Origin of the sequence: Pseudomonas sp. H26/SER47-MNA-CIBAN-0231 (genome assembly GCF_040310465.1) — a bacterium.
GTDB classification, from domain to species: Bacteria; Pseudomonadota; Gammaproteobacteria; order Pseudomonadales; family Pseudomonadaceae; genus Aquipseudomonas; species Aquipseudomonas atacamensis.
In genome coordinates, this window is the sequence record NZ_JBEOPW010000006.1 from 32,727 (window position 1) to 53,098 (window position 20,372).

At 60.9% G+C, this 20,372-nt stretch carries 17 protein-coding genes and 1 tRNA gene; 14 read left to right on the top strand and 4 right to left on the bottom strand.

What is annotated here, in order from left to right:
• Window positions 1-3: 3 nt before the first annotated feature.
• Genes pgaB through pgaD form a run of 3 tightly spaced genes read left to right on the top strand, consistent with a single transcriptional unit; the run spans window position 4 to window position 3,885 of the window.
• Window positions 4-2,001, top strand: a complete 1,998-nt coding sequence (gene pgaB / locus AAEZ10_RS11420; protein ID WP_350569243.1) for a poly-beta-1,6-N-acetyl-D-glucosamine N-deacetylase PgaB — start codon at window positions 4-6, stop codon at window positions 1,999-2,001.
• 1 nt (window position 2,002) lies between these two features.
• Window positions 2,003-3,358, top strand: coding sequence for a poly-beta-1,6-N-acetyl-D-glucosamine synthase (pgaC, locus tag AAEZ10_RS11425; protein ID WP_073471480.1), 1,356 nt, complete (start codon window positions 2,003-2,005; stop codon window positions 3,356-3,358).
• Window positions 3,355-3,885, top strand: coding sequence for a poly-beta-1,6-N-acetyl-D-glucosamine biosynthesis protein PgaD (pgaD, locus tag AAEZ10_RS11430; protein ID WP_350569245.1), 531 nt, complete (start codon window positions 3,355-3,357; stop codon window positions 3,883-3,885). The genes pgaC and pgaD overlap by 4 nt, the downstream gene beginning before the upstream one ends.
• Window positions 3,886-3,903: 18 nt before the next feature.
• On the opposite strand, the gene AAEZ10_RS11435 is transcribed toward pgaD, so the two are convergent.
• Window positions 3,904-5,427, bottom strand: a complete 1,524-nt coding sequence (locus AAEZ10_RS11435; protein WP_350569247.1) for an FAD-dependent oxidoreductase — start codon at window positions 5,425-5,427, stop codon at window positions 3,904-3,906.
• Window positions 5,428-5,566: 139 nt separating this feature from the next.
• Between AAEZ10_RS11435 and AAEZ10_RS11440 the strand changes: the two genes are divergently transcribed.
• Both AAEZ10_RS11440 and AAEZ10_RS11445 read left to right on the top strand, forming a co-directional pair.
• A complete protein-coding gene (locus AAEZ10_RS11440) occupies window positions 5,567-6,127 on the top strand; it encodes a YbhB/YbcL family Raf kinase inhibitor-like protein (protein ID WP_016772253.1) in 561 nt (186 codons plus the stop codon).
• A 94-nt stretch (window positions 6,128-6,221) separates the two neighbouring features.
• Window positions 6,222-6,443, top strand: a complete 222-nt coding sequence (locus AAEZ10_RS11445) for a hypothetical protein (RefSeq protein WP_502947687.1) — start codon at window positions 6,222-6,224, stop codon at window positions 6,441-6,443.
• A 77-nt stretch (window positions 6,444-6,520) separates the two neighbouring features.
• On the opposite strand, the gene AAEZ10_RS11450 is transcribed toward AAEZ10_RS11445, so the two are convergent.
• Window positions 6,521-6,597 (bottom strand) — tRNA-Arg (locus tag AAEZ10_RS11450).
• A gap of 432 nt (window positions 6,598-7,029) precedes the next feature.
• Between AAEZ10_RS11450 and gabD the strand changes: the two genes are divergently transcribed.
• The 3 genes from gabD (at window position 7,030) to AAEZ10_RS11465 (ending at window position 11,281) form a co-directional block, all read left to right on the top strand.
• The gene (gene gabD, locus AAEZ10_RS11455) at window positions 7,030-8,472 is read left to right on the top strand and encodes an NADP-dependent succinate-semialdehyde dehydrogenase (RefSeq protein WP_350569251.1); all 1,443 of its coding nucleotides are present in this window, start codon (window positions 7,030-7,032) and stop codon (window positions 8,470-8,472) included.
• Window positions 8,473-8,657: 185 nt separating this feature from the next.
• Window positions 8,658-9,935 (top strand): 4-aminobutyrate--2-oxoglutarate transaminase, encoded by a 1,278-nt coding sequence (gene gabT / locus AAEZ10_RS11460; protein ID WP_016772251.1) that lies wholly within the window; start codon window positions 8,658-8,660, stop codon window positions 9,933-9,935.
• Between the two features lie 134 nt (window positions 9,936-10,069).
• Window positions 10,070-11,281, top strand: coding sequence for a response regulator (locus tag AAEZ10_RS11465; protein ID WP_110602277.1), 1,212 nt, complete (start codon window positions 10,070-10,072; stop codon window positions 11,279-11,281).
• Between the two features lie 135 nt (window positions 11,282-11,416).
• On the opposite strand, the gene AAEZ10_RS11470 is transcribed toward AAEZ10_RS11465, so the two are convergent.
• The gene (locus tag AAEZ10_RS11470) at window positions 11,417-12,406 is read right to left on the bottom strand and encodes a GGDEF domain-containing protein (RefSeq protein ID WP_151551823.1); all 990 of its coding nucleotides are present in this window, start codon (window positions 12,404-12,406) and stop codon (window positions 11,417-11,419) included.
• 195 nt (window positions 12,407-12,601) lie between these two features.
• Window positions 12,602-13,786 carry a delta-9 fatty acid desaturase DesA gene (desA, locus tag AAEZ10_RS11475; protein ID WP_071174023.1) on the bottom strand — a complete coding sequence of 395 codons (1,185 nt, stop codon included), beginning with the start codon at window positions 13,784-13,786 and terminating at the stop codon, window positions 12,602-12,604.
• A 147-nt stretch (window positions 13,787-13,933) separates the two neighbouring features.
• On the opposite strand from desA, the gene dibA reads away from it, so the two are divergent.
• The 6 genes from dibA (at window position 13,934) to AAEZ10_RS11505 (ending at window position 20,311) form a co-directional block, all read left to right on the top strand.
• Window positions 13,934-15,853, top strand: a complete 1,920-nt coding sequence (gene dibA, locus AAEZ10_RS11480) for a phosphodiesterase DibA (protein WP_350569254.1) — start codon at window positions 13,934-13,936, stop codon at window positions 15,851-15,853.
• A gap of 298 nt (window positions 15,854-16,151) precedes the next feature.
• Complete coding sequence (oscA, locus tag AAEZ10_RS11485; protein ID WP_007917682.1) at window positions 16,152-16,334, top strand: sulfur starvation response protein OscA; 183 nt, start codon at window positions 16,152-16,154, stop codon at window positions 16,332-16,334.
• A gap of 139 nt (window positions 16,335-16,473) precedes the next feature.
• Entirely contained in the window at window positions 16,474-17,487 is a 1,014-nt protein-coding gene (locus AAEZ10_RS11490; protein ID WP_024011134.1) for a sulfate ABC transporter substrate-binding protein, read from the top strand.
• 127 nt (window positions 17,488-17,614) lie between these two features.
• Window positions 17,615-18,433, top strand: coding sequence for a sulfate ABC transporter permease subunit CysT (gene cysT / locus AAEZ10_RS11495; protein WP_016772245.1), 819 nt, complete (start codon window positions 17,615-17,617; stop codon window positions 18,431-18,433).
• A 12-nt stretch (window positions 18,434-18,445) separates the two neighbouring features.
• Complete coding sequence (gene cysW / locus AAEZ10_RS11500; protein WP_007917679.1) at window positions 18,446-19,318, top strand: sulfate ABC transporter permease subunit CysW; 873 nt, start codon at window positions 18,446-18,448, stop codon at window positions 19,316-19,318.
• A gap of 3 nt (window positions 19,319-19,321) precedes the next feature.
• Window positions 19,322-20,311, top strand: coding sequence for a sulfate/molybdate ABC transporter ATP-binding protein (locus AAEZ10_RS11505; protein WP_024011135.1), 990 nt, complete (start codon window positions 19,322-19,324; stop codon window positions 20,309-20,311).
• Window positions 20,312-20,372: the final 61 nt, after the last annotated feature.

Sequence of the window (20,372 nt, forward strand, 5' to 3'; positions counted from 1 at the left end):
AAGATGCCTTTTATCTCGCGTTTCATCCTTCTGCTGGGAGCGCTGCTGATCAGCGCCTGCGCCCAGCAAGCCCCGGCCTTCGCGCCGCCCTCCGAGCGCCCGGTCGCGGCCAGTGAACAACCGTGGCCAAAAAACCACGTGCTCGGCATCGCCTATCACGATGTCGAAGACCGTGATCCCGATCAGGCCGTGGTGGCGGTGCGCACCGAGCGCATGATCGAGCAGCTCGCCTGGCTGCGCGAGAACGGCTACAAACCAGTGACGGTCGACCAGATCATGGCCGCACGCAATGGCGGCCCGGAGCTGCCGGCGAGAGCGGTGCTGCTCAGTTTCGACGACGGTTACGCCAGCTTCTATACCCGCGTGCTGCCAGTGCTGCGCGCCTACAACTGGCACGCCTTGCTGGCGCCGGTCGGCACCTGGATCGACACGCCGCTCAATCAACCGGTGGATTTCGCCGGCACGCCGCGTAACCGTGAGAACTTCCTGACCTGGCAGCAGATCCGCGAAATTTCCAGGTCCGGGTTGGTAGAGATCGCCGCTCACACCGATGCCAACCACAAAGGCATCCTTGGCAACCCGCAGGGCAACCTGCAGCCGGCCGCCGCGACCCGGCGTTATGACCCGGTGACCAAGCGCTATGAATCCGAAGCCGATTTCCAGGCACGCATTCGTACCGACGTGAAGAACATTTCCGAGAAGATCCGCAAGGCCACCGGTTACAAACCACGGGTCTGGGTCTGGCCGTACGGCACCGCCGACGGTACCTCGCTGACCGTGGTCGGTGAGGAGGGCTATGAAATGGCCCTGACGCTGGACGACGGCCTCGACACCCTCGATAACCTGATGAGCGGGCCGCGCTTTCTCGTCGCCTCCGATCCTGACGGCGAGCATTTCGCCAACAGCATCGTCTCGGTGCAGGCCGAAGCGCCGATGCGCGTGGTGCATGTCGATCTCGACAACGTCTACGACCCGGACCCGGCCCAGCAGGACATCAACCTCGGCAAACTGGTGCAGCGCATGGCTGACTTGGGCGCCAGCACGGTGTTCCTGCAAGCCTTCGCCGATCCCAAGGGCGATGGTCTGGTGCATTCGCTGTACTTCCCCAACCGTCACTTGCCGATGCGCGCCGACCTGTTCGACCGCGTCGCCTGGCAATTGCGCACCCGTGCCCACGTGAAGGTCTTTGCGTGGATGCCGGTGCTGAGTTTCGAACTGGATTCGAAACTGCCGCGTGTAACCCGCTGGGACCCGAAAACCACCATCACCTCGGTCGACCCGAAGCAGTACAAACGCCTGTCACCGTTCAATCCCGAAGTGCGCAAGATCATCGGTGAAATCTATGAAGATGTGGCGCGGCTGACCTCGGTCGACGGCATTCTCTACCACGACGATGCGGTGCTCTCGGATTTCGAGGACGCCAGCCCGGATGCCCTGAAGGCCTATGCCGCTCAAGGTCTGCCGGGTTCGATTGCCGCGCTGCGCGACGATCCGGCGGCGATGCAACGCTGGACGCGTTTCAAGAGCCGCTACCTGATCGACTTCACCAACGAACTGACCGCCAAGGTCCGTGCGATTCGCGGCCCGCAAGTGCTGACCGCGCGCAACATCTTCGCCGAACCGATGCTCAATCCAGAGAGCGAAGCGTGGTTCGCGCAGAACCTCGATGACTTCCTCGCCACCTACGACTGGACGGCGCCAATGGCCATGCCGTTGATGGAAAAACAGACGCTGGCCGAGTCCGGCCCGTGGCTGGAAGAACTGGTCGCCACAGTGAAGAAACGTCCCGGCGCGCTCAACCGCACCGTGTTCGAATTGCAGGCGCGTGACTGGAACCAGAAGGATCAGGCCGATATCGACGCCGTGCATCTGGCGGACTGGATGGGCCGGCTCAAGCGTCAAGGCGCAACCAGCTTCGGTTACTACCCGGACAACTTCCTCGACAACCTGCCAGACCTGAAAACCGTAAGGCCTGCACTCTCCAACAAATGGAATCCATAACATGCTGGATAGACTGTTAGCCCTGCTTGTTCTGGCGATTGTCCTTGGCGTGCCGCTGGGGCTGATCTTCCTCGTGACCGGCCAGTTCCTGATGTCGTTCGTGTTCTTCTACCCACTATTCATGTCCGGGTTGTGGATCGCCGGCGGCCTGTATTTCTGGCTGCACTGGGAGCGCCACTGGCCATGGCAGGACGACACGCTGCCGCCGCCGCTGGAAGGCGAGCCGCTGATTTCGATCCTGATTCCTTGCTACAACGAAGGCGATAACGCTGCCGATACCATTTACGCGGCGCTGGCCCAGCACTACCCGAACATCGAAGTGATCGCGATCAACGACGGCTCCAAGGACAACACCGCCGAAGTGCTCGATGCGCTGGCCAAGGAAGATCCGCGACTGCGGGTGCTGCATCTGGCGGAAAACCAGGGCAAGGCTGTGGCTCTGCGCATGGGCGCGATCGCTGCGCGCAGCGAGTATCTGGTATGCATCGATGGCGACGCCTTGCTGGCGCCGAACACGGCGGCGTACCTGGTCGCGCCGATGCTGGATAACGCACGTCTTGGCGCAGTGACCGGCAACCCGCGGATCCGCACGCGTTCGACCTTGATCGGGCGGGTGCAGGTCGGCGAGTTCTCCTCGATCATCGGGCTGATCAAACGTACGCAACGGGTGTTCGGGCGCATCTTCACCGTCTCCGGCGTGATCGTCGCGTTCCGCCGTACTGCGCTGAACCGGGTCGGCTACTGGAGCCCGGACATGATCACCGAAGACATCGACATCAGCTGGAAGCTGCAACTGGATCACTGGAGCATCTTCTACGAACCGCGCGCGCTGTGCTGGATCCTCATGCCGGAAACCATCGGTGGCCTGTGGAAGCAGCGTCTGCGCTGGGCTCAGGGCGGCGCCGAAGTGCTGTTCAAGAACATTCGCGGCATCTGGCAGTACCGCCATCGCTACCTGTGGCCGCTGCTGTTCGAGTACTGCCTGTCCACCGGTTGGGCGTTCACTTTCCTGCTGTCGGTGATTTTCTGGGGCATGGGCAAGTTCATGGTCATGCCCGACGCGATCGCCGTCGATCACCTGATGCCGCCGGCCTTCACCGGTCTGTTGCTGGCGTTCGTCTGCCTGGTGCAGTTCGCTGTCAGCATCATCATCGATCGGCGCTATGAACCGGGTCTGGGCAAGACCATGTTCTGGGTGGTCTGGTATCCGCTGGTGTTCTGGCTCGTCAGTCTGCTGACCACCCTGGTCAGTTTCCCCAAGGTGTTGTTCAGCCAACACAAAAAACGCGCGCGCTGGGTCAGTCCTGATCGGGGTATCAAACCGCTGGGCGACGACCAGGAGGAAGTCATCAAATGAAAATTATCCGGACTCGCCAACGGCCCTTTCTGGTGGTGATCGACGTGATCCTCACCGTCATGGCCTGGGTCGGCCTGCTGTTCCTGCTGGTACGCGGGTTATGGCCATTGATCGAAACCAGCGGCGGCCCGCGCATCGATCATTCGGCATTCGATGCCCTGGGCACTTTGCAGGTTTATATGTGGGTGGCGCTGGTCAACGCGGTGATCCTGATCGGCTGGGCGCGTTATCAGCAACGCAAAAGCCGCAGCTTCGCCCAGCGCCGTTTGCCGTCGCCGGTAATTGGTGATGAAGGTCTGAGCAAGAGTTTCAAACTGTGCGACGAGCGTTTCCAGAAACTGCGCAAGCCGGGGGTGATGACCATTCACAACGACCAGGACGGCGACATCAGCCATGTGGAAACGCATTTGTGGCCGCTTCAGCAGCAAGCACTACCGGCGCCGCTGGCACCCTTGGAGCATCCACGGGTAATCTTTCTGCATGCCGAAGAAGACGACAGTCGCGAGCCGGTGAAACGCCTGACCTGATCTCGTACAGCATCGGTGTCAGGCCTGAATCAGCGTCCAGGCCTCTTTCATTCGCAGAGGTTGCTTCATTCGCTCGGCCAGCAGCGCCATTGCGCGTTGCTTGTCGCAGGCCACCGCCGCAACGACGATGCCGTCTTTTGCAAACAGGCCAATGAACGGCGGCTTTTCCGGCTCGCCGTTGAACTCGACCTCGTCCCATTCCTGCGCGTGACCGAGATAGTCGTAGTTCTTGCCGAAGTGGTATGTCCAGAAAAACGGCACATCCAGATAATGCTCCTCGCCACCCAGCATGTTGCTGGCGGCGATCCGCGCGTGTTGCTGGGCCAGGCGCCAATGCTCGATGCGAGTTGGCTGGCCGCTCAGCGGAAACGTGGCGATATCGCCGATCGCCCATAAACCATCGCTCACGCGCATGCCCCCGTCGACACGCAACGATTGGTCTTCTTCCTTGGGCAATGATTCGAAAGGTTCAGTGGCCGGGTGAACGCCGACGCCGGCGAGAACCAGATCCGCTGCCAAGCGCAGACCGTTGTCGAGCAGCACGCCCTCGACCTTGTCCTCGCCAAGAATCTGCGTAGCCTCGTGTTCGCTGATGAACTTCACCCCGTGCTCTTCGTGCAACCCGCGAATCGCTTTGCCCACGGCCTCGCCGAATTGTTTGGCAAACGGGACTGAGTGGCGTGCCAGCACGGTAACGTCGAGGCCGTACTCGCGCAGGGCCGATGCGCATTCGAGGGCGATGAAACTGTCGCCGATGATCACCGCGCGCTGGCCCGGTTGAGCGGCGTTGATGATCTGTTCAGCCTGGGCTTTCGACCGCAGGACGAAAACGTTCGCCAGCCCGGCACCAGGCAACTCCAAAGGATTGGGCGCGCCACCGGTGGCGAGTACAGCGGCGTCGTATTGCAGGATGCCGCCGTTGTTCAAATGCAGTGTTTTGCCTGGGGCGTCGAGTGAAGTCACTTCGCCTTGCACACGTTCAATCCGTTGCGCTTGATAGAACGCCTCATCGCGCAGCGGCGGGACATCTTTGGGCGACATTTCCCCGGCGAGGACAAATTTGCTCAACACCGTGCGGTCGTATCCGGCACCCGGTTCGCCATCGACCAGCACGATGCGCCCGCCAAAACCTTTCTCCCGCAGGGTCGCCGCGCAAGCCGTACCCGCCGCCCCGGCGCCGACCACCACGAACGTTCTTGGGTCGTCAGCGGGCGGGGTGTGCGGATCGGGCAACGGCTGGTCATCGACCCATACTTCATCGCCGCGCAACTCCAGCGGATAGCGCTTGAGACTGTCCAGCGACGGCGGCTCGCACAGGCCACCGTCCTCGGCGCGGTACGCGGCTTTGTGCCAAGGGCAAATCAACCTGCCGTGACACAACGCACCCTCGGCCAGTGGCGCACCGGCGTGTGGACACAGGCCCTGAAACGCTCGCAACTCGCCCTTGGCACGCAGCAGGACGATCTTGCAGTCGCCGATTTCGACTTGCAGGCCACGGTCTTGCGGGACATCGGCGAAACGGGCGACACGGTGCAGGGACATTTTCGGCTTCCTCGCAGGCATTTCTCTTGTGAGTTGGCGGCGCCGCGCGAGGTTCAGCCATTTGCTACTGCCAAGGCACGAACGGTACGGCTATAGTTTGCGGGCCGACGACGGCCTCACTGCACAAGGTGCTCCCGGAATGACCCGATTGACCTCTCTCAACCCATGGCTGGCGGCCATCGCCGTGACCCTTTGCGTGCAGTTCCCGGCACAGGCCCAGGAACGCTTCACCCTGAGCATCCCCGGCGTGTCGGATAACCGTCTGTTCACCTCGGCAGCGGCAAGTGACGCACCCGGTTGCGGCGGCAAGAACCAGTCGCCGGCGTTGAGCTGGAACGCCGGCCCGGCCGGTACCCAGAGCTACGCCATCGTCATGCACGACCCGGATGGCCAGAAAGGCTTGGGCGTGGATCACTGGATTCACTACGGCATCAAACCCACCACCCACCAGATCGCGGCCGGCGTCGGTGCCAAATCCGCCCTCGAAGGCGTCGGCGGCACCAACAGCAAAGGCAACACCCATTACATGGGGCCATGCCCGCCAGTGGGCGACAGCGCGCACCACTACATCATCCAGATCTACGCCCTCGACCTCGCCCCGGATGCCCTGCCTGCCGGCCTGACCCGCGCCGAGCTGATGGAGAAAATCAAAGGCCATGTGCTGCGCAACAGCAGCGCGGTGCGGCGTTATCACCGCTGAGGTTCGGCCGCTCCCGGGCGGCTGATTGCCCTGAATCTCCAGCCATTTGGCATTGCCCCGCGAAAACGCGCACTATCAAGTCATTGCCAATGCGATGGAGGACACCGTGGCAGCAAAAATCGACCGCATCGCCCAGCTACTCAACTGCCCGGAAAAGGGCGAACAAATGCGGCGTGCAGTAACCGAGACACGTAAGGAATTTCTGCTGAATCAGCCGGAAGAAGACCTCGTTGAAGAAGATGAGGTATTTGACGAGGCTGAGGAGGAGGGGGATGACGACGATGAATATGATGAGTTTGACTGGACGACGGAGTGACGGCGTTCCAGCGACCTCGTCATAGCTCACAAAAAAGCCCCGGACCATCACAGTCCGGGGCTTTCTCATTTGATTCATGGTGCACCAGGCGGGATTCGAACCCACGACCCCTGCCTTCGGAGGGCAGTACTCTATCCAGCTGAGCTACTGGTGCAGCGGGCGACATCATACCTAGGTCGGCTCGGGGCGTCCATGCCGGGTTTGGCGGGTTTTGTCAGTGTGCGTGTCGGCGCGAAATCGCTGCATTCCTTAAAGCGGTAACGTCCTGCAAAACCCTCGCTTGGCGCTTTGCCGGGGTTGATCTAAGGTTTTTCCTGCGGCACGGGTTTTCAGTACGTTGATCTGAAAAGCGGCATTTTTGTTCTTTTTTTCGAACGACCTATTGTCCTTTACCCCCTTTGAACCTACGATCCGTTTGAGATTTCAAACGCTCTTTGGCGGGTGTTGCAGCACAGGTGCGCCCGGTCGTGCACTGTTGATGCGCCACAATCCGTTCACTGATTTCCCTGACGGCAGCCTTGCGAGGCGCCTTTCTACAATCATAATTTGCTCCGCGCAGGCCGCGGTGCTGTTAAGGAAAGCCGACATGCAGCTTAAAGACACCCAGTTGTTCCGCCAGCAAGCCTTCATCGATGGCGCTTGGGTCGATGCCGACAACGGTCAGACGATCAAGGTCAACAACCCGGCCACCGGCGAAATCCTCGGCACCGTGCCGAAGATGGGCGCCGCTGAAACCCGCCGTGCCATTGAAGCTGCTGACAAAGCGCTGCCGGCCTGGCGTGCGCTGACCGCCAAAGAGCGTGCCGGCAAGCTGCGTCGCTGGTTCGAACTGATGATCGAGAACCAGGACGACCTCGCGCGCCTGATGACCCTCGAGCAAGGCAAGCCGCTGGCCGAAGCCAAGGGCGAAATCGTTTACGCCGCATCGTTCATCGAGTGGTTCGCCGAAGAAGCCAAGCGCATCTACGGTGATGTGATTCCAGGCCACCAGCCGGACAAGCGCCTGATCGTGATCAAGCAGCCGATCGGCGTCACCGCTGCGATCACCCCGTGGAACTTCCCGGCGGCAATGATCACCCGCAAGGCCGGCCCGGCGCTGGCCGCCGGTTGCACCATGGTGCTCAAGCCAGCATCGCAAACTCCATTTTCCGCTTTCGCCCTGGCCGAACTGGCTCAGCGCGCGGGCATTCCGGCGGGTGTGTTCAGCGTGGTGTCCGGCAGCGCCGGCGATATCGGCAGCGAGCTGACCAGCAACCCGATCGTGCGCAAACTGTCCTTCACCGGCTCGACCGAAATCGGTCGCCAGTTGATGGCCGAATGCGCCAAGGACATCAAGAAAGTCTCGCTGGAACTGGGCGGCAACGCGCCGTTCATCGTGTTCGACGACGCCGATCTGGATAAGGCCGTCGAAGGCGCGATCATCTCCAAGTACCGCAACAACGGCCAGACCTGCGTCTGCGCCAACCGTCTGTACATTCAGGACGCGGTCTACGATGCGTTCGCCGAGAAGCTGAAAGTGGCTGTGGCCAAACTGAAGATCGGCAACGGTCTGGAAGATGGCACCACCACCGGTCCGCTGATCGACGAAAAAGCCGTGGCCAAGGTTCAGGAACACATCGCTGACGCCGTAAGCAAAGGCGCCACCGTACTGGCGGGCGGCAAGGCGATGGAAGGCAACTTCTTCGAGCCGACCATTCTGACCAACGTGCCGAAAAACGCGGCCGTGGCCAAGGAAGAAACCTTTGGTCCGCTGGCGCCGCTGTTCCGCTTCAAAGACGAAGCCGAAGTGATCGCCATATCCAACGACACCGAATTCGGTCTGGCTTCTTACTTCTACGCTCGTGACCTCGGCCGTGTGTTCCGTGTCGCCGAAGCGCTGGAGTACGGCATGGTCGGCGTCAACACCGGGCTGATCTCCAACGAAGTCGCGCCGTTCGGCGGCATCAAGGCCTCGGGCCTGGGCCGTGAAGGCTCCAAGTACGGCATCGAAGACTACCTGGAAATCAAATACCTCTGCCTGGGCATCTAAGCCGGGAAAGGGATTGCTGCAAACGCAAAGGGCACGAGAGCGCTGTCCCTTTGCGTCGTTTCAAACAGGAATTTTCTCTGCGGCCAGGAACGCCGTGGCAGTCGATCATCGCATGCTGCTACCGCCGATTTCTCCCGCTTCATCCTTGAACCACGCCGCCCGATGAGCGGCGAATGAGGACTGTAATGAGCAAGACTAACGCTGAACTGATGGCCCGCCGCACCAATGCCGTACCTCGTGGTGTTGGCCAGATTCACCCGATCTTCGCCGAGTCGGCAAAGAACGCCACCGTGACCGACGTTGAAGGTCGTGAGTTCATCGACTTCGCCGGCGGTATCGCCGTACTGAACACCGGCCACGTGCACCCGAAAATCATCGCCGCCGTGACTGAACAGCTGAACAAGCTGACCCACACCTGCTTCCAGGTGCTGGCTTACGAGCCGTACGTTGAGCTGTGCGAAAAAATCAACGCCAAGGTGCCAGGTGATTTCGCCAAGAAAACCCTGCTGGTCACCACCGGTTCCGAAGCCGTTGAAAACGCCGTGAAGATCGCCCGTGCCGCCACTGGCCGCGCTGGCGTGATCGCTTTCACCGGCGCTTACCACGGTCGCACCATGATGACCCTCGGCCTGACCGGTAAAGTCGTGCCGTACTCGGCCGGCATGGGCCTGATGCCAGGCGGCATCTTCCGCGCGTTGTACCCGAACGAACTGCACGGCGTGAGCATCGACGATTCGATCGCTTCCATCGAACGCATCTTCAAGAACGACGCCGAGCCGAAAGACATCGCTGCAATCATCATCGAGCCGGTGCAGGGCGAAGGCGGTTTCTACGTCGCGCCGAAGGAATTCATGAAGCGTCTGCGCGCGCTGTGCGACCAGCACGGCATTCTGCTGATCGCTGACGAAGTGCAGACCGGCGCTGGCCGTACCGGTACGTTCTTCGCCATGGAACAGATGGGCGTTGCCGCCGATCTGACCACTTTCGCCAAGTCCATCGCTGGCGGCTTCCCGCTGGCCGGCGTGTGCGGCAAGGCCGAGTACATGGACGCCATTGCTCCGGGCGGCCTGGGCGGCACCTACGCCGGTAGCCCGATCGCTTGCGCCGCTGCGCTGGCAGTCATGGAAGTGTTTGAAGAAGAGCAACTGCTGGACCGCTGCAAGGCTGTCGGCGAGCGCCTGGTCACCGGTTTGAAGGCGATTCAGGCCAAGTACCCGGTCATCGGTGAAGTGCGTGCGCTAGGCGCGATGATCGCGGTCGAGCTGTTCGAAAACGGCGACAGCCACAAGCCAAACCCGACTGCCGTGGCTGCCGTGGTGGCCAAGGCGCGTGACAAGGGCCTGATCCTGCTGTCCTGCGGCACTTACGGTAACGTGCTGCGTGTGCTGGTTCCGCTGACGTCGCCAGACGAGCAACTGGACAAAGGCCTGGCGATCATCGAAGAGTGCTTCTCTGAACTCTGATCCATTGCTGTGACCCGCTCGACAAAAACCCGCTTCGGCGGGTTTTTTTCGCTCCTTGAAACACATCGGACGGGTTTGCGCTGTATCGAATCGCCAGCATTGACTAAGGTTCAGACATTGCAAGGAGAGCGCGCATGACTGCCGTTGATTTACCCGCCGTACCCCGGGTGTTGATTGCCGAGGCCGATCCCTGGTCCCGTGACCTGCTCAAACAAGTGCTGCTCAATGTGCGCTGCGATGCGCGCCTGGATTTGTGTGCCGATGGCCAGCAGGCAATGTCGTTGCTCAGCGAGGTGCCCTATGACTTGGCCATCGTCGATTGGGAGCTGCCTGGCATCGACGGATTGCATGTGCTGCGCAGCGTCCGCCAGCGCAAACGCAATCCGCCGTTGCCGTTCATTCTGATGAGCAGCCGCAACGACAGCGCCAGCGTGCGCGAAGCGATTCCGCTGGCGCCGACGGCGTACCTGACCAAACCGTTGAACATGGAAGGCCTGACCGAGCGCTTGCAGGGCTTGCTGCTCAACGCTGGCGAAGCGGTGGTTTGCGAAGTGCCGGCACTGGCGCCGGGTATGACCCTGTCGGTGTTCCTTGAGCGGCGTCGCGAGCAGGCCGATGGCGCGCCGCTGATGACCGACGTGCAAGTGGCGGTCAAGCGCAGCCTCAATCCCGAGGGGCTGGACCTCAAGCTGCTGGAAGAAGAGGTGCGCACCGATCCGCAGATTACCGCCGTGCTGATCGCAGCCGCCAACAGTGCCGCGCAACACTACGGCGCGCCGGTGCAAACCCTGGCCCAGGCGCTGCACCGACTCGGCACCGGGCAGAGCATGAACCTGATTCTCGGCCTGGCGCTCAAACGCAGCGCGCGGCTCAGCGATCCATGCCTGGCGGATTACGCCGAGCGCTATTGGGGGCTGTCACTGCACACGGCGGAATACGCCCGCACGCTGGCGCGCCTGCTCGATCTGGATCAGGAGCGCTGCTATTGCGCGGGCATGCTGCATCGGCTCGGCGATCTGGCGCTGCTGCGCTGCCTGCAGGAATGGCAGCAGGCCGGCGGCGAGCTGGACGAGTTGGAGGAGGTCGGTGAAGCGTTGGCGAAGTTTGGCGCTTCTTATGGCTCGGCATTGCGCGCCCGCTGGCGTCTGCCGCTGGAGTTGCGCGAGTTAATTGCTTCGGCCTACCAGCTCGGTGGTGGCGTTTACAGTCGCGAGGCGCTGGTGATGCACATGGCCGCGCAGATGGCGCGGCTGACCGAGCATGAAGGTGTCGAGGAGCTGGCGAAGAGCCGGACGGCGCGGTTGCTCAAGATCGGGCTGCCGGAGTTGATGCGGATGCGCAAATGACAGATCACCACATTCCAATGTGGGAGCGAGCCTGCTCGCGAAGGCGCCAGCGCAGGCAACATTTTTGTTGAAGGTGCAGGCCTCATCGCGGGCAAGCCCGCTGTCACAGGAATTGCGGCAGCCACAAAATACGGATCAGGCCGCAATAATCCGGTTCTTGCCCTGCCGTTTCGCCTCGTACATCGCTGCATCCGCGCGGGCGAACAGGCTGTCCAGGCTCTTGTCTTCGTCGGTGAGGTTGGTCAGGCCCTGGCTTACGGTGATGCTGAATGCTTGGCCGTCGTGGTTGAAGCGCAGTCGCTGGATCTCCTGCTGCAGGCGCTCCGCCACTTGCACGGCCATCTCCGGCGCACAGCCGGGGAACACCGCGGCGAACTCCTCACCGCCAATCCGCCCGAACAGGTCGCCACGGCGCAATGAGCCGCGCCCGCATTCGGCGATCCGTTGCAGCACATTGTCGCCTTCGGGGTGGCCGTAGCTGTCGTTGATCACTTTGAAATCGTCGATGTCCAGCAGCAGGAAGGCCAGCGGTGTGCCTTGGCGGCGCGCCTCGGCGAACTCGCGGTGGGCGCATTCGAAGAAGTGGCGGCGGTTGCTGCTTTGCGTCAGCACATCGGTGGTGGCCAAGCGTTGCAGCTCGGTTTCCATGTGTTTTTTGTCGGTGATGTCTTCGGCGATGCCGACGATGATCACCGGCTGCCCGGGCTCGTCCTGGCGATTGATAAAGCATTTGTCGCTGAGCCAGCGCACCTGGCCATCGGCGGCAATGATGCGGTACTCGCGATCTTCCATTGCACCTCGGTGCAGGACTTCGGCAAGGCTTTGTTCGGCGTACTCCAGATCATCGGGGTAAATGCTGTCGCGCCATTGGTTGTAGTCCGCCAGCAGAAGCGCGGCGGAGCGGCCGAAGATCCGTTCATAGGCCGGACTGACGTACAGCACCTGGCGGGTTTCCCAGTTGAAAGCCCAGAGCACGGCGTTGACGCTAACCAGCAGTGAACTGATCAATTGTTCGCGCTCGCTCAGCCGCGCGACTTCGCCTTGCGCGTGCATCAGCGCCATCAGCGTTTGCGCGGCCTCGGGCCATTGGGTGAAGGATGTGTCTTTCTGGTTGTTGTTGACCATCGGCACAAATCTCAAAGGGCGCGCCGCAATGTTGACAACGGCCACAGGACAGCCCGCCGGGATGGCGAAGTGTCATTGAGATAGAGGATTTTCGGCGAAGTTCCCGGCCATTACCGAGTCCCGCCGGGCGGCCGGGTTAAGGAGGCGCCGTATGCAACGAGGCTGCGATCTTCGAGATCGCAGCCTCGTTGCCGATCAGGCAGTCGCAGGACGCAGCGAGTAGGTTTTCAGCTGATCAGCAAAGTCACGCAACGACTGGATGCCACTGGCCTCGGCCTCGTGAATCCATTCCTTGATGGCGGCGAGCATGTCGTGGCCATTGGAACTGGTCTTGACCCAGATCTGCTGCAAAGCCAGGCGTTTCTCGTAGATCACTTTCAGCGCATGGCTGTGTTCGAGCATGGTCTGGATGCGCAAGTGATGACGGTCTTCCAGCAGGCTGGTTTCCCGCGACAGCAGGCGTTTGGCCCGGTGGAACTGGTGGCGCACCGAGTGATCGACCTTGGCCAGCTCTTGCTTGACCAGCGGGCCGATCACCAATTTGCGGTACTGGGCCATGATCTGGAAGCGGTTGTTGAGGATCGCCATGGCGGTGTCCATGTCCAGGCTGCCCTTGCCTTCGACGCGGTGGGCAATCGGTGCGACCCGCTGCACCTTGGCCAGACGCAGGAAGCAGAAGACCTTGATCCACGCCCAGCCGAGGTCGAATTCCCACTTTTTCACCGACAGCTTGGCCGAGTTGGGGTAGGTATGGTGGTTGTTGTGCAGTTCTTCGCCGCCGATCAGGATGCCCCACGGCACCAGATTGGTCGCTGCGTCACGGCATTCGAAATTGCGGTAGCCGACGGCATGGCCCAGACCGTTGATCACGCCAGCGGCCCACACTGGAATCCACATCATCTGGATGGCCCAGATGGTGATGCCGATGGTGCCGAACAGCAGCAGGTCGATCACGCCCATGATCGCCACACCCAGCAGCGGATAGCGGCTGTAGAGGTTGCGTTCGATCCAGTCTTCCGGGCAATTCTTGCCGTAGATACGCAAGGTTTCCGGGTTCTGCGCTTCGCTGCGGTACAGCTCGGCACCGGTGCGCAGCACCGTGGACAGGCCCTTGATGACCGGGCTGTGCGGGTCATCCTCGGTTTCGCATTTGGCGTGGTGTTTGCGGTGGATGGCGGTCCACTCGCGGGTGTTCTGCGCCGTGGTCAGCCACAGCCAGAAACGGAAAAAGTGCTTGAGACCCGCATTCAGCTCGAGCGAGCGGTGGGCCGAGTAACGGTGCAGATAGACCGTGACGGCAACAATCGTCACATGGGTCATCAGCAGGGTGACCGCGACCAGTGACCAGGCCGACAAGCCAAGAAAACCTTCGTACCACATAGGCTATAGGGCCCTCGATAAAGATAAAAACAGCCGTTGCATTATCACTAAGCACACAGATAAAACCAGTCGCCCTTTCAGATAAGAAGTCGCTGAATGTTTCTTCACCTATAATTCCAACCTTTTTGTAGGGACATGGACGACCGAATGTCTGCGACTTACCGCGATGCCTTGCGTGCAGCGCTGCTCTACCTCGTACTCGCCGCCGTGTGGCTGCAGGTTTCCGATCATTTATTAAGCAGATTCTTCGATGACTCCAGTGCGCTGGCCCGCTGGCAACTGATCAACGGTTATTTGCTGGCAGCGGTCAGCGCCGGGCTGATTTTTCTTGCGCGGGCGCGGCTGTGTCGGTTTCTCGGCATCGGTGCCCGCCTGCGCGAGCGCCACAGCGACCGGGAGCGCCTGCGTCAGGCGGCCGCCGTGTTCGATTGCACCCGCGAAGGCGTGCTGGTAACCGATCACCGTGGTCTGATCGTTCACGTCAACCGCGCCTTTATCGAGATCACCGGTTATCGGCGCGACGAAGTCATCGGCCAGCAGCCGAGTCTGTTCAAGTCCGGCCATCATCCGCCGGGCTTCTATCAGGCGATGTTCGCCACCCTAGAGGCTGAAGGTGAATGGAGCGGTGAGATCTGGAACCGGCGCAAGACCGGCGAGATTTATCCACAGTGGCAGACCATTCGGGTGATTCACGATGATTTCGGCCGGCTCAGCCATTACGTGGCGGTGTTTTCCGACATCAGTGCGATCAAGGATTCCGAGTCCGAGCTCAAACACTTGGCGCATCACGATCCGTTGACCGATCTGCCCAATCGCCTGCTGTTCAGCGACCGCGCCGAGCAGGCGCTGGCGTCGGCACAGACACACAAGCGTGGCTGCGCGCTGCTGATGCTCGATCTGGATCATTTCAAGCTGATCAACGACAGCCTCGGGCATAACGTCGGCGATCGGTTGTTAAAAGCGGTGGCGACGCGGTTGCAGGAACTGTTCGGCCACGGCATTACCTTGGCGCGGCTCGGCGGTGACGAGTTCGCGGTGCTCGCGGAAAGTTGTCCACAGCCGGCCCAGGCCGCCGCGCTGGCGCAACGGACTCTGGACGCCTTGAAGGAGCCGGTGCTGGTAGATGGCAATCAACTGTTCATCAACGCAAGCATCGGTATCAGCCTGTTTCCCAGCGATGCCCTCAGCGCCGAGCAGTTGTTACGCAATGCCGACAGTGCGTTGTTCAAGGCCAAAAGCAGCGGGCGCAATGGCTACGCGCTGTACACCGAAGAACTGACCGCCCATGCCCAGCAACGGGTCGAAATCGCCTTCGAGCTGCGCCGCGCACTGGAGCAGGAGGAACTGCGCGTCTACTACCAACCGGTGCATGACCTGCAAAGCGGCCGTCTGGTCGGCGTCGAAGCACTGGTGCGCTGGCAGCATCCGCAGCGCGGGCTGGTGTCGCCGGCGGAATTCATTCCGATTGCCGAGCGCACCGGGCTGATCGCCGAGATCGATGGCTGGGTGATGCAGCAGGCCTGCCGACAGATGTGCCAATGGCAGCAGAGCGGTGTAGTGCTGGCGTTCGTCGCGGTGAATGTCTCCTCGCGGCTGTTTGCCCGACGTGAGCTTTTCCAGCAGGTAGCGCAGGTGCTGCACGACACGGGGCTGGATCCGGCGTATCTGGAACTGGAAGTTACCGAAAGCGCGGTGATGGATGATCCGGAAGTGGCGCTGGAACAAATGCATCGCTTGCGCGAACTGGGTGTGCGTCTGGCCATCGATGATTTCGGCACCGGCTATTCGTCGTTGCTGCGGCTCAAGCGCCTGCCGGTGCAGAAACTCAAGATCGATCAGGGCTTCGTCGCCGGGTTGCCGTGGGATGAGGATGACGTGGCGATTGTCCGGGTGATCATCGCGCTGGCGCGGAGCATGGGTATGCAGGTGCATGCCGAGGGGATCGAGCAGGCTGAGCAGGCGGCATTTCTGTTGGCGCAGGAATGCGATCTGGGGCAGGGCTACTGGTTTGGGCGGCCGGAGTCTGCGGATCGGCTTGATTGGGCGAAAACGCCATTGACTGGCTGAAAAGACCTATCTGGCTATCACCGACCTTGTGGTGAGGGGATTTATCCCCGTTGGGTCGCGTAGCGGCCCCAAGACATGGGAATGCTACGCAGTCCAACGGGGATAAATCCCCTCGCCACAAGTTCTTTTGACGAGTTCAAATCAGCGCAAACCCCTTGCCCCCTCTCATATTATTTTCTGGTTATATAAACATTCTTAAATAGTCTTTTTAAGAATATCCATGCCTCTCTTATATTGCTCCCACGCCGAACGCAGTGCCGCCCACTGCCAGGCAAACCCCCTTCAAAGGAGCAGCACCATGAGCGCATCCCTTCGCAGCGTTGACGGTCAGGACGAAAGCACCATCTTGCGGGAAATCCAGAGCGCCCTGCGCGATCTGCGGTTCGGCGCGGTGGAGATCACTGTGCACAACGCGCAAGTCGTACAGATCGAACGCAAAGAGAAATTCCGTTTGCAGCAACCCGGTAAGCAACCGGGCTGAAATCAAAAGATCGCAGCCTTCGGCGGCTCCTACAGGGGGCTGTGTGCAGGAGCTGGCGAAGGCGGCGGTCTTTCAACGGGACCCGATTCCAGCAATACATAAGAACAAGCCACCACCAGGAATTCCAGGAGCTTTCACCATGTCGTCGATTCGCCGTTATGCTTTGGCCGCGCTGGCCAGTGCCGTGTTTGCCGGTTCCGCCGTTGCCAAGGATTACGAGCTGCTCAACGTGTCGTATGACCCGACGCGCGAGCTGTATCAGGAATACAACGCCGAATTCATCAAGTTCTGGCAGCAGGATCATGCCGGCGACACGGTGAAAATCCAGCAGTCCCATGGCGGTTCGGGCAAGCAGGGCCGTGCGGTGATCGACGGTCTGCGTGCTGACGTGGTGACCCTGGCCCTGGCTGGCGACATCGATGAAATCGCCAAGCTCGGCAAGAGCCTGCCCGCCGACTGGCAGAAGCGTCTGCCGGAGGCGAGCACGCCGTACACCTCGACCATTGTGTTCCTGGTGCGCAAGGGCAACCCGAAAGGCATCAAGGACTGGGGCGATCTGGTCAAGAACGATGTCTCGGTGATCACGCCAAACCCGAAAACTTCGGGTGGCGCGCGCTGGAACTTCCTCGCCGCGTGGGCCTATGGCCTGAAAGCCAACGGCGGTGACGAAGCCAAGGCCAAGGAATACGTGCAAACCCTGTTCAAGCACGTGCCGATCCTCGACACCGGCGCCCGTGGTTCGACCATCACCTTCGTCAACAACGGTCAGGGCGACGTGTTGCTGGCCTGGGAAAACGAAGCGTTCCTGGCGCTGAAAGAAGACGGCGGCGCAGACAAGTTCGACATCGTCGTGCCGTCGCTGTCGATCCTCGCCGAACCACCCGTGGCGGTGGTCGACAAGAATGCCGAGAAGAAGGGCAACGCGCAGATCGCCGAAGCCTACCTCAAGCATCTGTACAGCCCGGCCGGCCAGGAAATCGCCGCGAAAAACTTCTATCGTCCACGTGACAAGGACGTAGCGGCCAAGTACGCACAGCAGTTCCCGAAACTGGAACTGGTGACCATCGACAAGGACTTCGGCGGCTGGAAATCCGCACAGCCGAAATTCTTCAACGACGGCGGCGTGTTCGACCAGATTTATCAGGCGCAGTAATCTCGCCTTCAACCGGCCTGATGTCTGGGCACATGACATGTGGGACTGAGCTTTTGTGGTGAGGGGATAAATCCCCTCACCACAAAAGCTCAGTCCCACATTGATGCGTTTTCAACCAGGGACTTTTATGTCGCGTCGTATCTCCCCCGTCATACCCGGCTTCGGGCTGACGCTGGGTTACACCTTGGTGTACCTCAGCCTGATTGTGCTTATCCCGCTGGCGGCGATGTTCGTCCATGCCGCCCAGCTGACCTGGGATCAGTTCTGGACGATCATCTCCGCACCACGGGTGCTGGCTGCATTGAAGCTGAGCTTCGGTACCGCGCTGTGTGCGGCGATCATCAACGGCATCATCGGCACGCTGCTGGCCTGGGTGCTGGTGCGCTACACCTTCCCCGGACGCAAGGTGATCGACGCGATGATCGATCTGCCGTTCGCCCTGCCGACAGCTGTGGCCGGTATCGCGCTGACCGCGCTGTACGCGCCGGCCGGGCTGGTCGGGCAGTTCGCTGCCGACCTCGGTTTCAAAATCGCCTACACCCCGTTGGGCATCACCCTGGCGCTGACCTTCGTCACGCTGCCGTTCGTGGTGCGCACGGTGCAGCCGGTGCTGGCCGATATTCCCCGTGAAGTCGAAGAAGCGGCGGCGTGCCTGGGTGCGAAGCCATGGCAGGTATTTCGCCACATTCTGGTTCCGGCCTTGCTGCCCGCCTGGCTGACCGGTTTTGCCCTGGCGTTCGCGCGTGGCGTCGGCGAGTACGGTTCGGTGATTTTCATTGCCGGCAACATGCCGATGAAAACCGAGATCCTGCCGCTGCTGATCATGGTCAAACTCGACCAGTACGATTACACCGGCGCTACCGCCATCGGCGTATTGATGCTGGTGGTTTCCTTCATCCTGTTGCTGCTGATCAACTTGCTGCAGCGGCGCATCGAAACCCCATAAGGAGGCGCGAACATGTCCCAATCGTCCATTGCGGCCGCCTCTTCGGCCAACGCAGCGCGCCGTGGCAGCGCCACTTCGCGCAGAATCCTGATCGGTCTTGGCTGGCTGATTTTTTTCCTGTTTCTGCTGCTGCCGTTGTTCATCGTCGTATCGCAAGGTCTGAAAAACGGCCTCGGCGCGTTCTTCACCGCGATCTTTGAGCCGGACGCGCTTTCGGCACTGAAACTCACCGTGTTCGCGGTGCTGATCTCGGTGCCGCTGAACCTGGTATTCGGTGTCAGTGCGGCATGGTGCGTGAGCAAATACTCGTTCCGTGGCAAGAGCATGCTGGTGACGCTGATCGACCTGCCGTTCTCGGTGTCGCCGGTGATTGCCGGTCTGGTCTACGTGCTGATGTTCGGCGCTCAGGGCCTGTTCGGGCCGTGGTTGCAGGATCACGACATCCAGATCGTCTTCGCCCTGCCTGGCATTGTGCTGGCGACGATTTTCGTCACCGTGCCGTTCGTGGCCCGTGAACTGATTCCGCTGATGCAGGAACAAGGCACCCAAGAGGAAGAAGCCGCGCGTCTGCTCGGTGCCAACGGCTGGCAGATGTTCTGGCACGTCACCGTGCCCAACATCAAGTGGGGCCTGATTTATGGCGTGGTGCTGTGTACGGCGCGGGCCATGGGCGAGTTCGGAGCGGTGTCGGTGGTTTCCGGGCACATTCGCGGGGTGACCAACACCCTGCCGCTGCACGTCGAGATCCTCTACAACGAATACAACCACGTGGCCGCGTTCGCCGTGGCGAGCCTGTTGCTGATCCTGGCGCTCTTCATCCTGCTGCTCAAGCAGTGGAGCGAAAACCGTATCAACCGCCTGCGCGCCAGCGCCGCGGAGGAATAATTCATGTCGATCGAAGTGCGTAACGTCAGCAAGAATTTCAACGCGTTCAAGGCGCTGGACAACATCAGCCTGGATATCCACAGCGGTGAGCTGGTCGCGCTGCTTGGCCCGTCGGGCTGCGGCAAAACCACCTTGCTGCGCATTATTGCCGGTCTGGAAACCCCGGATCAGGGCAACATCGTTTTTCACGGCGAGGACGTTTCCGGCCACGACGTGCGTGATCGCAACGTCGGTTTCGTGTTCCAGCATTACGCCTTGTTCCGCCACATGACGGTGTTCGACAACGTCGCGTTCGGCCTGCGCATGAAACCGAAAAACCAGCGCCCGAGCGAAAGCCAGATCGCCACCAAGGTTCATGAACTGCTGAACATGGTGCAACTGGACTGGCTGTCGGATCGCTACCCGGAGCAGTTGTCCGGTGGTCAGCGTCAGCGTATCGCTTTGGCCCGTGCTTTGGCGGTGGAGCCGAAAGTGCTGCTGCTGGATGAACCGTTCGGCGCCCTCGATGCCAAGGTGCGCAAGGAACTGCGGCGCTGGCTGGCGCGGCTGCACGAAGACATCAACCTGACTTCGGTGTTCGTGACCCACGACCAGGAAGAAGCGATGGAAGTCGCCGACCGTATCGTGGTGATGAACAAAGGCGTGATCGAGCAGATCGGCTCACCGGGCGACGTCTACGAAAACCCGGCCAGCGACTTCGTTTATCACTTCCTCGGCGACTCGAACCGCTTGCTGTTGAGCGATGACAACCATGTGCTGTTCCGCCCGCACGAAGTGTCGTTGTCCAGGCATGAGCTGGAAGATCACCACGCCGCTGAAGTGCGCGATATCCGCCCGCTGGGCGCGACTACCCGGGTGACCTTGAAAGTGGAGGGGCAGACCGATCTGATCGAAGCGGAAGTGGTCAAGGATCACGACAGCCTGATCGGTCTGGCCAAGGGTGAAACCCTGTTCTTCAAGCCGAAGGTCTGGCAGAAAGTCGCCAATATTTAAAGGCAAAAGCTTCGCGAGCAGGCTCGCTCCCACAGGGAAAACTCATTCCAAATGTGGGAGC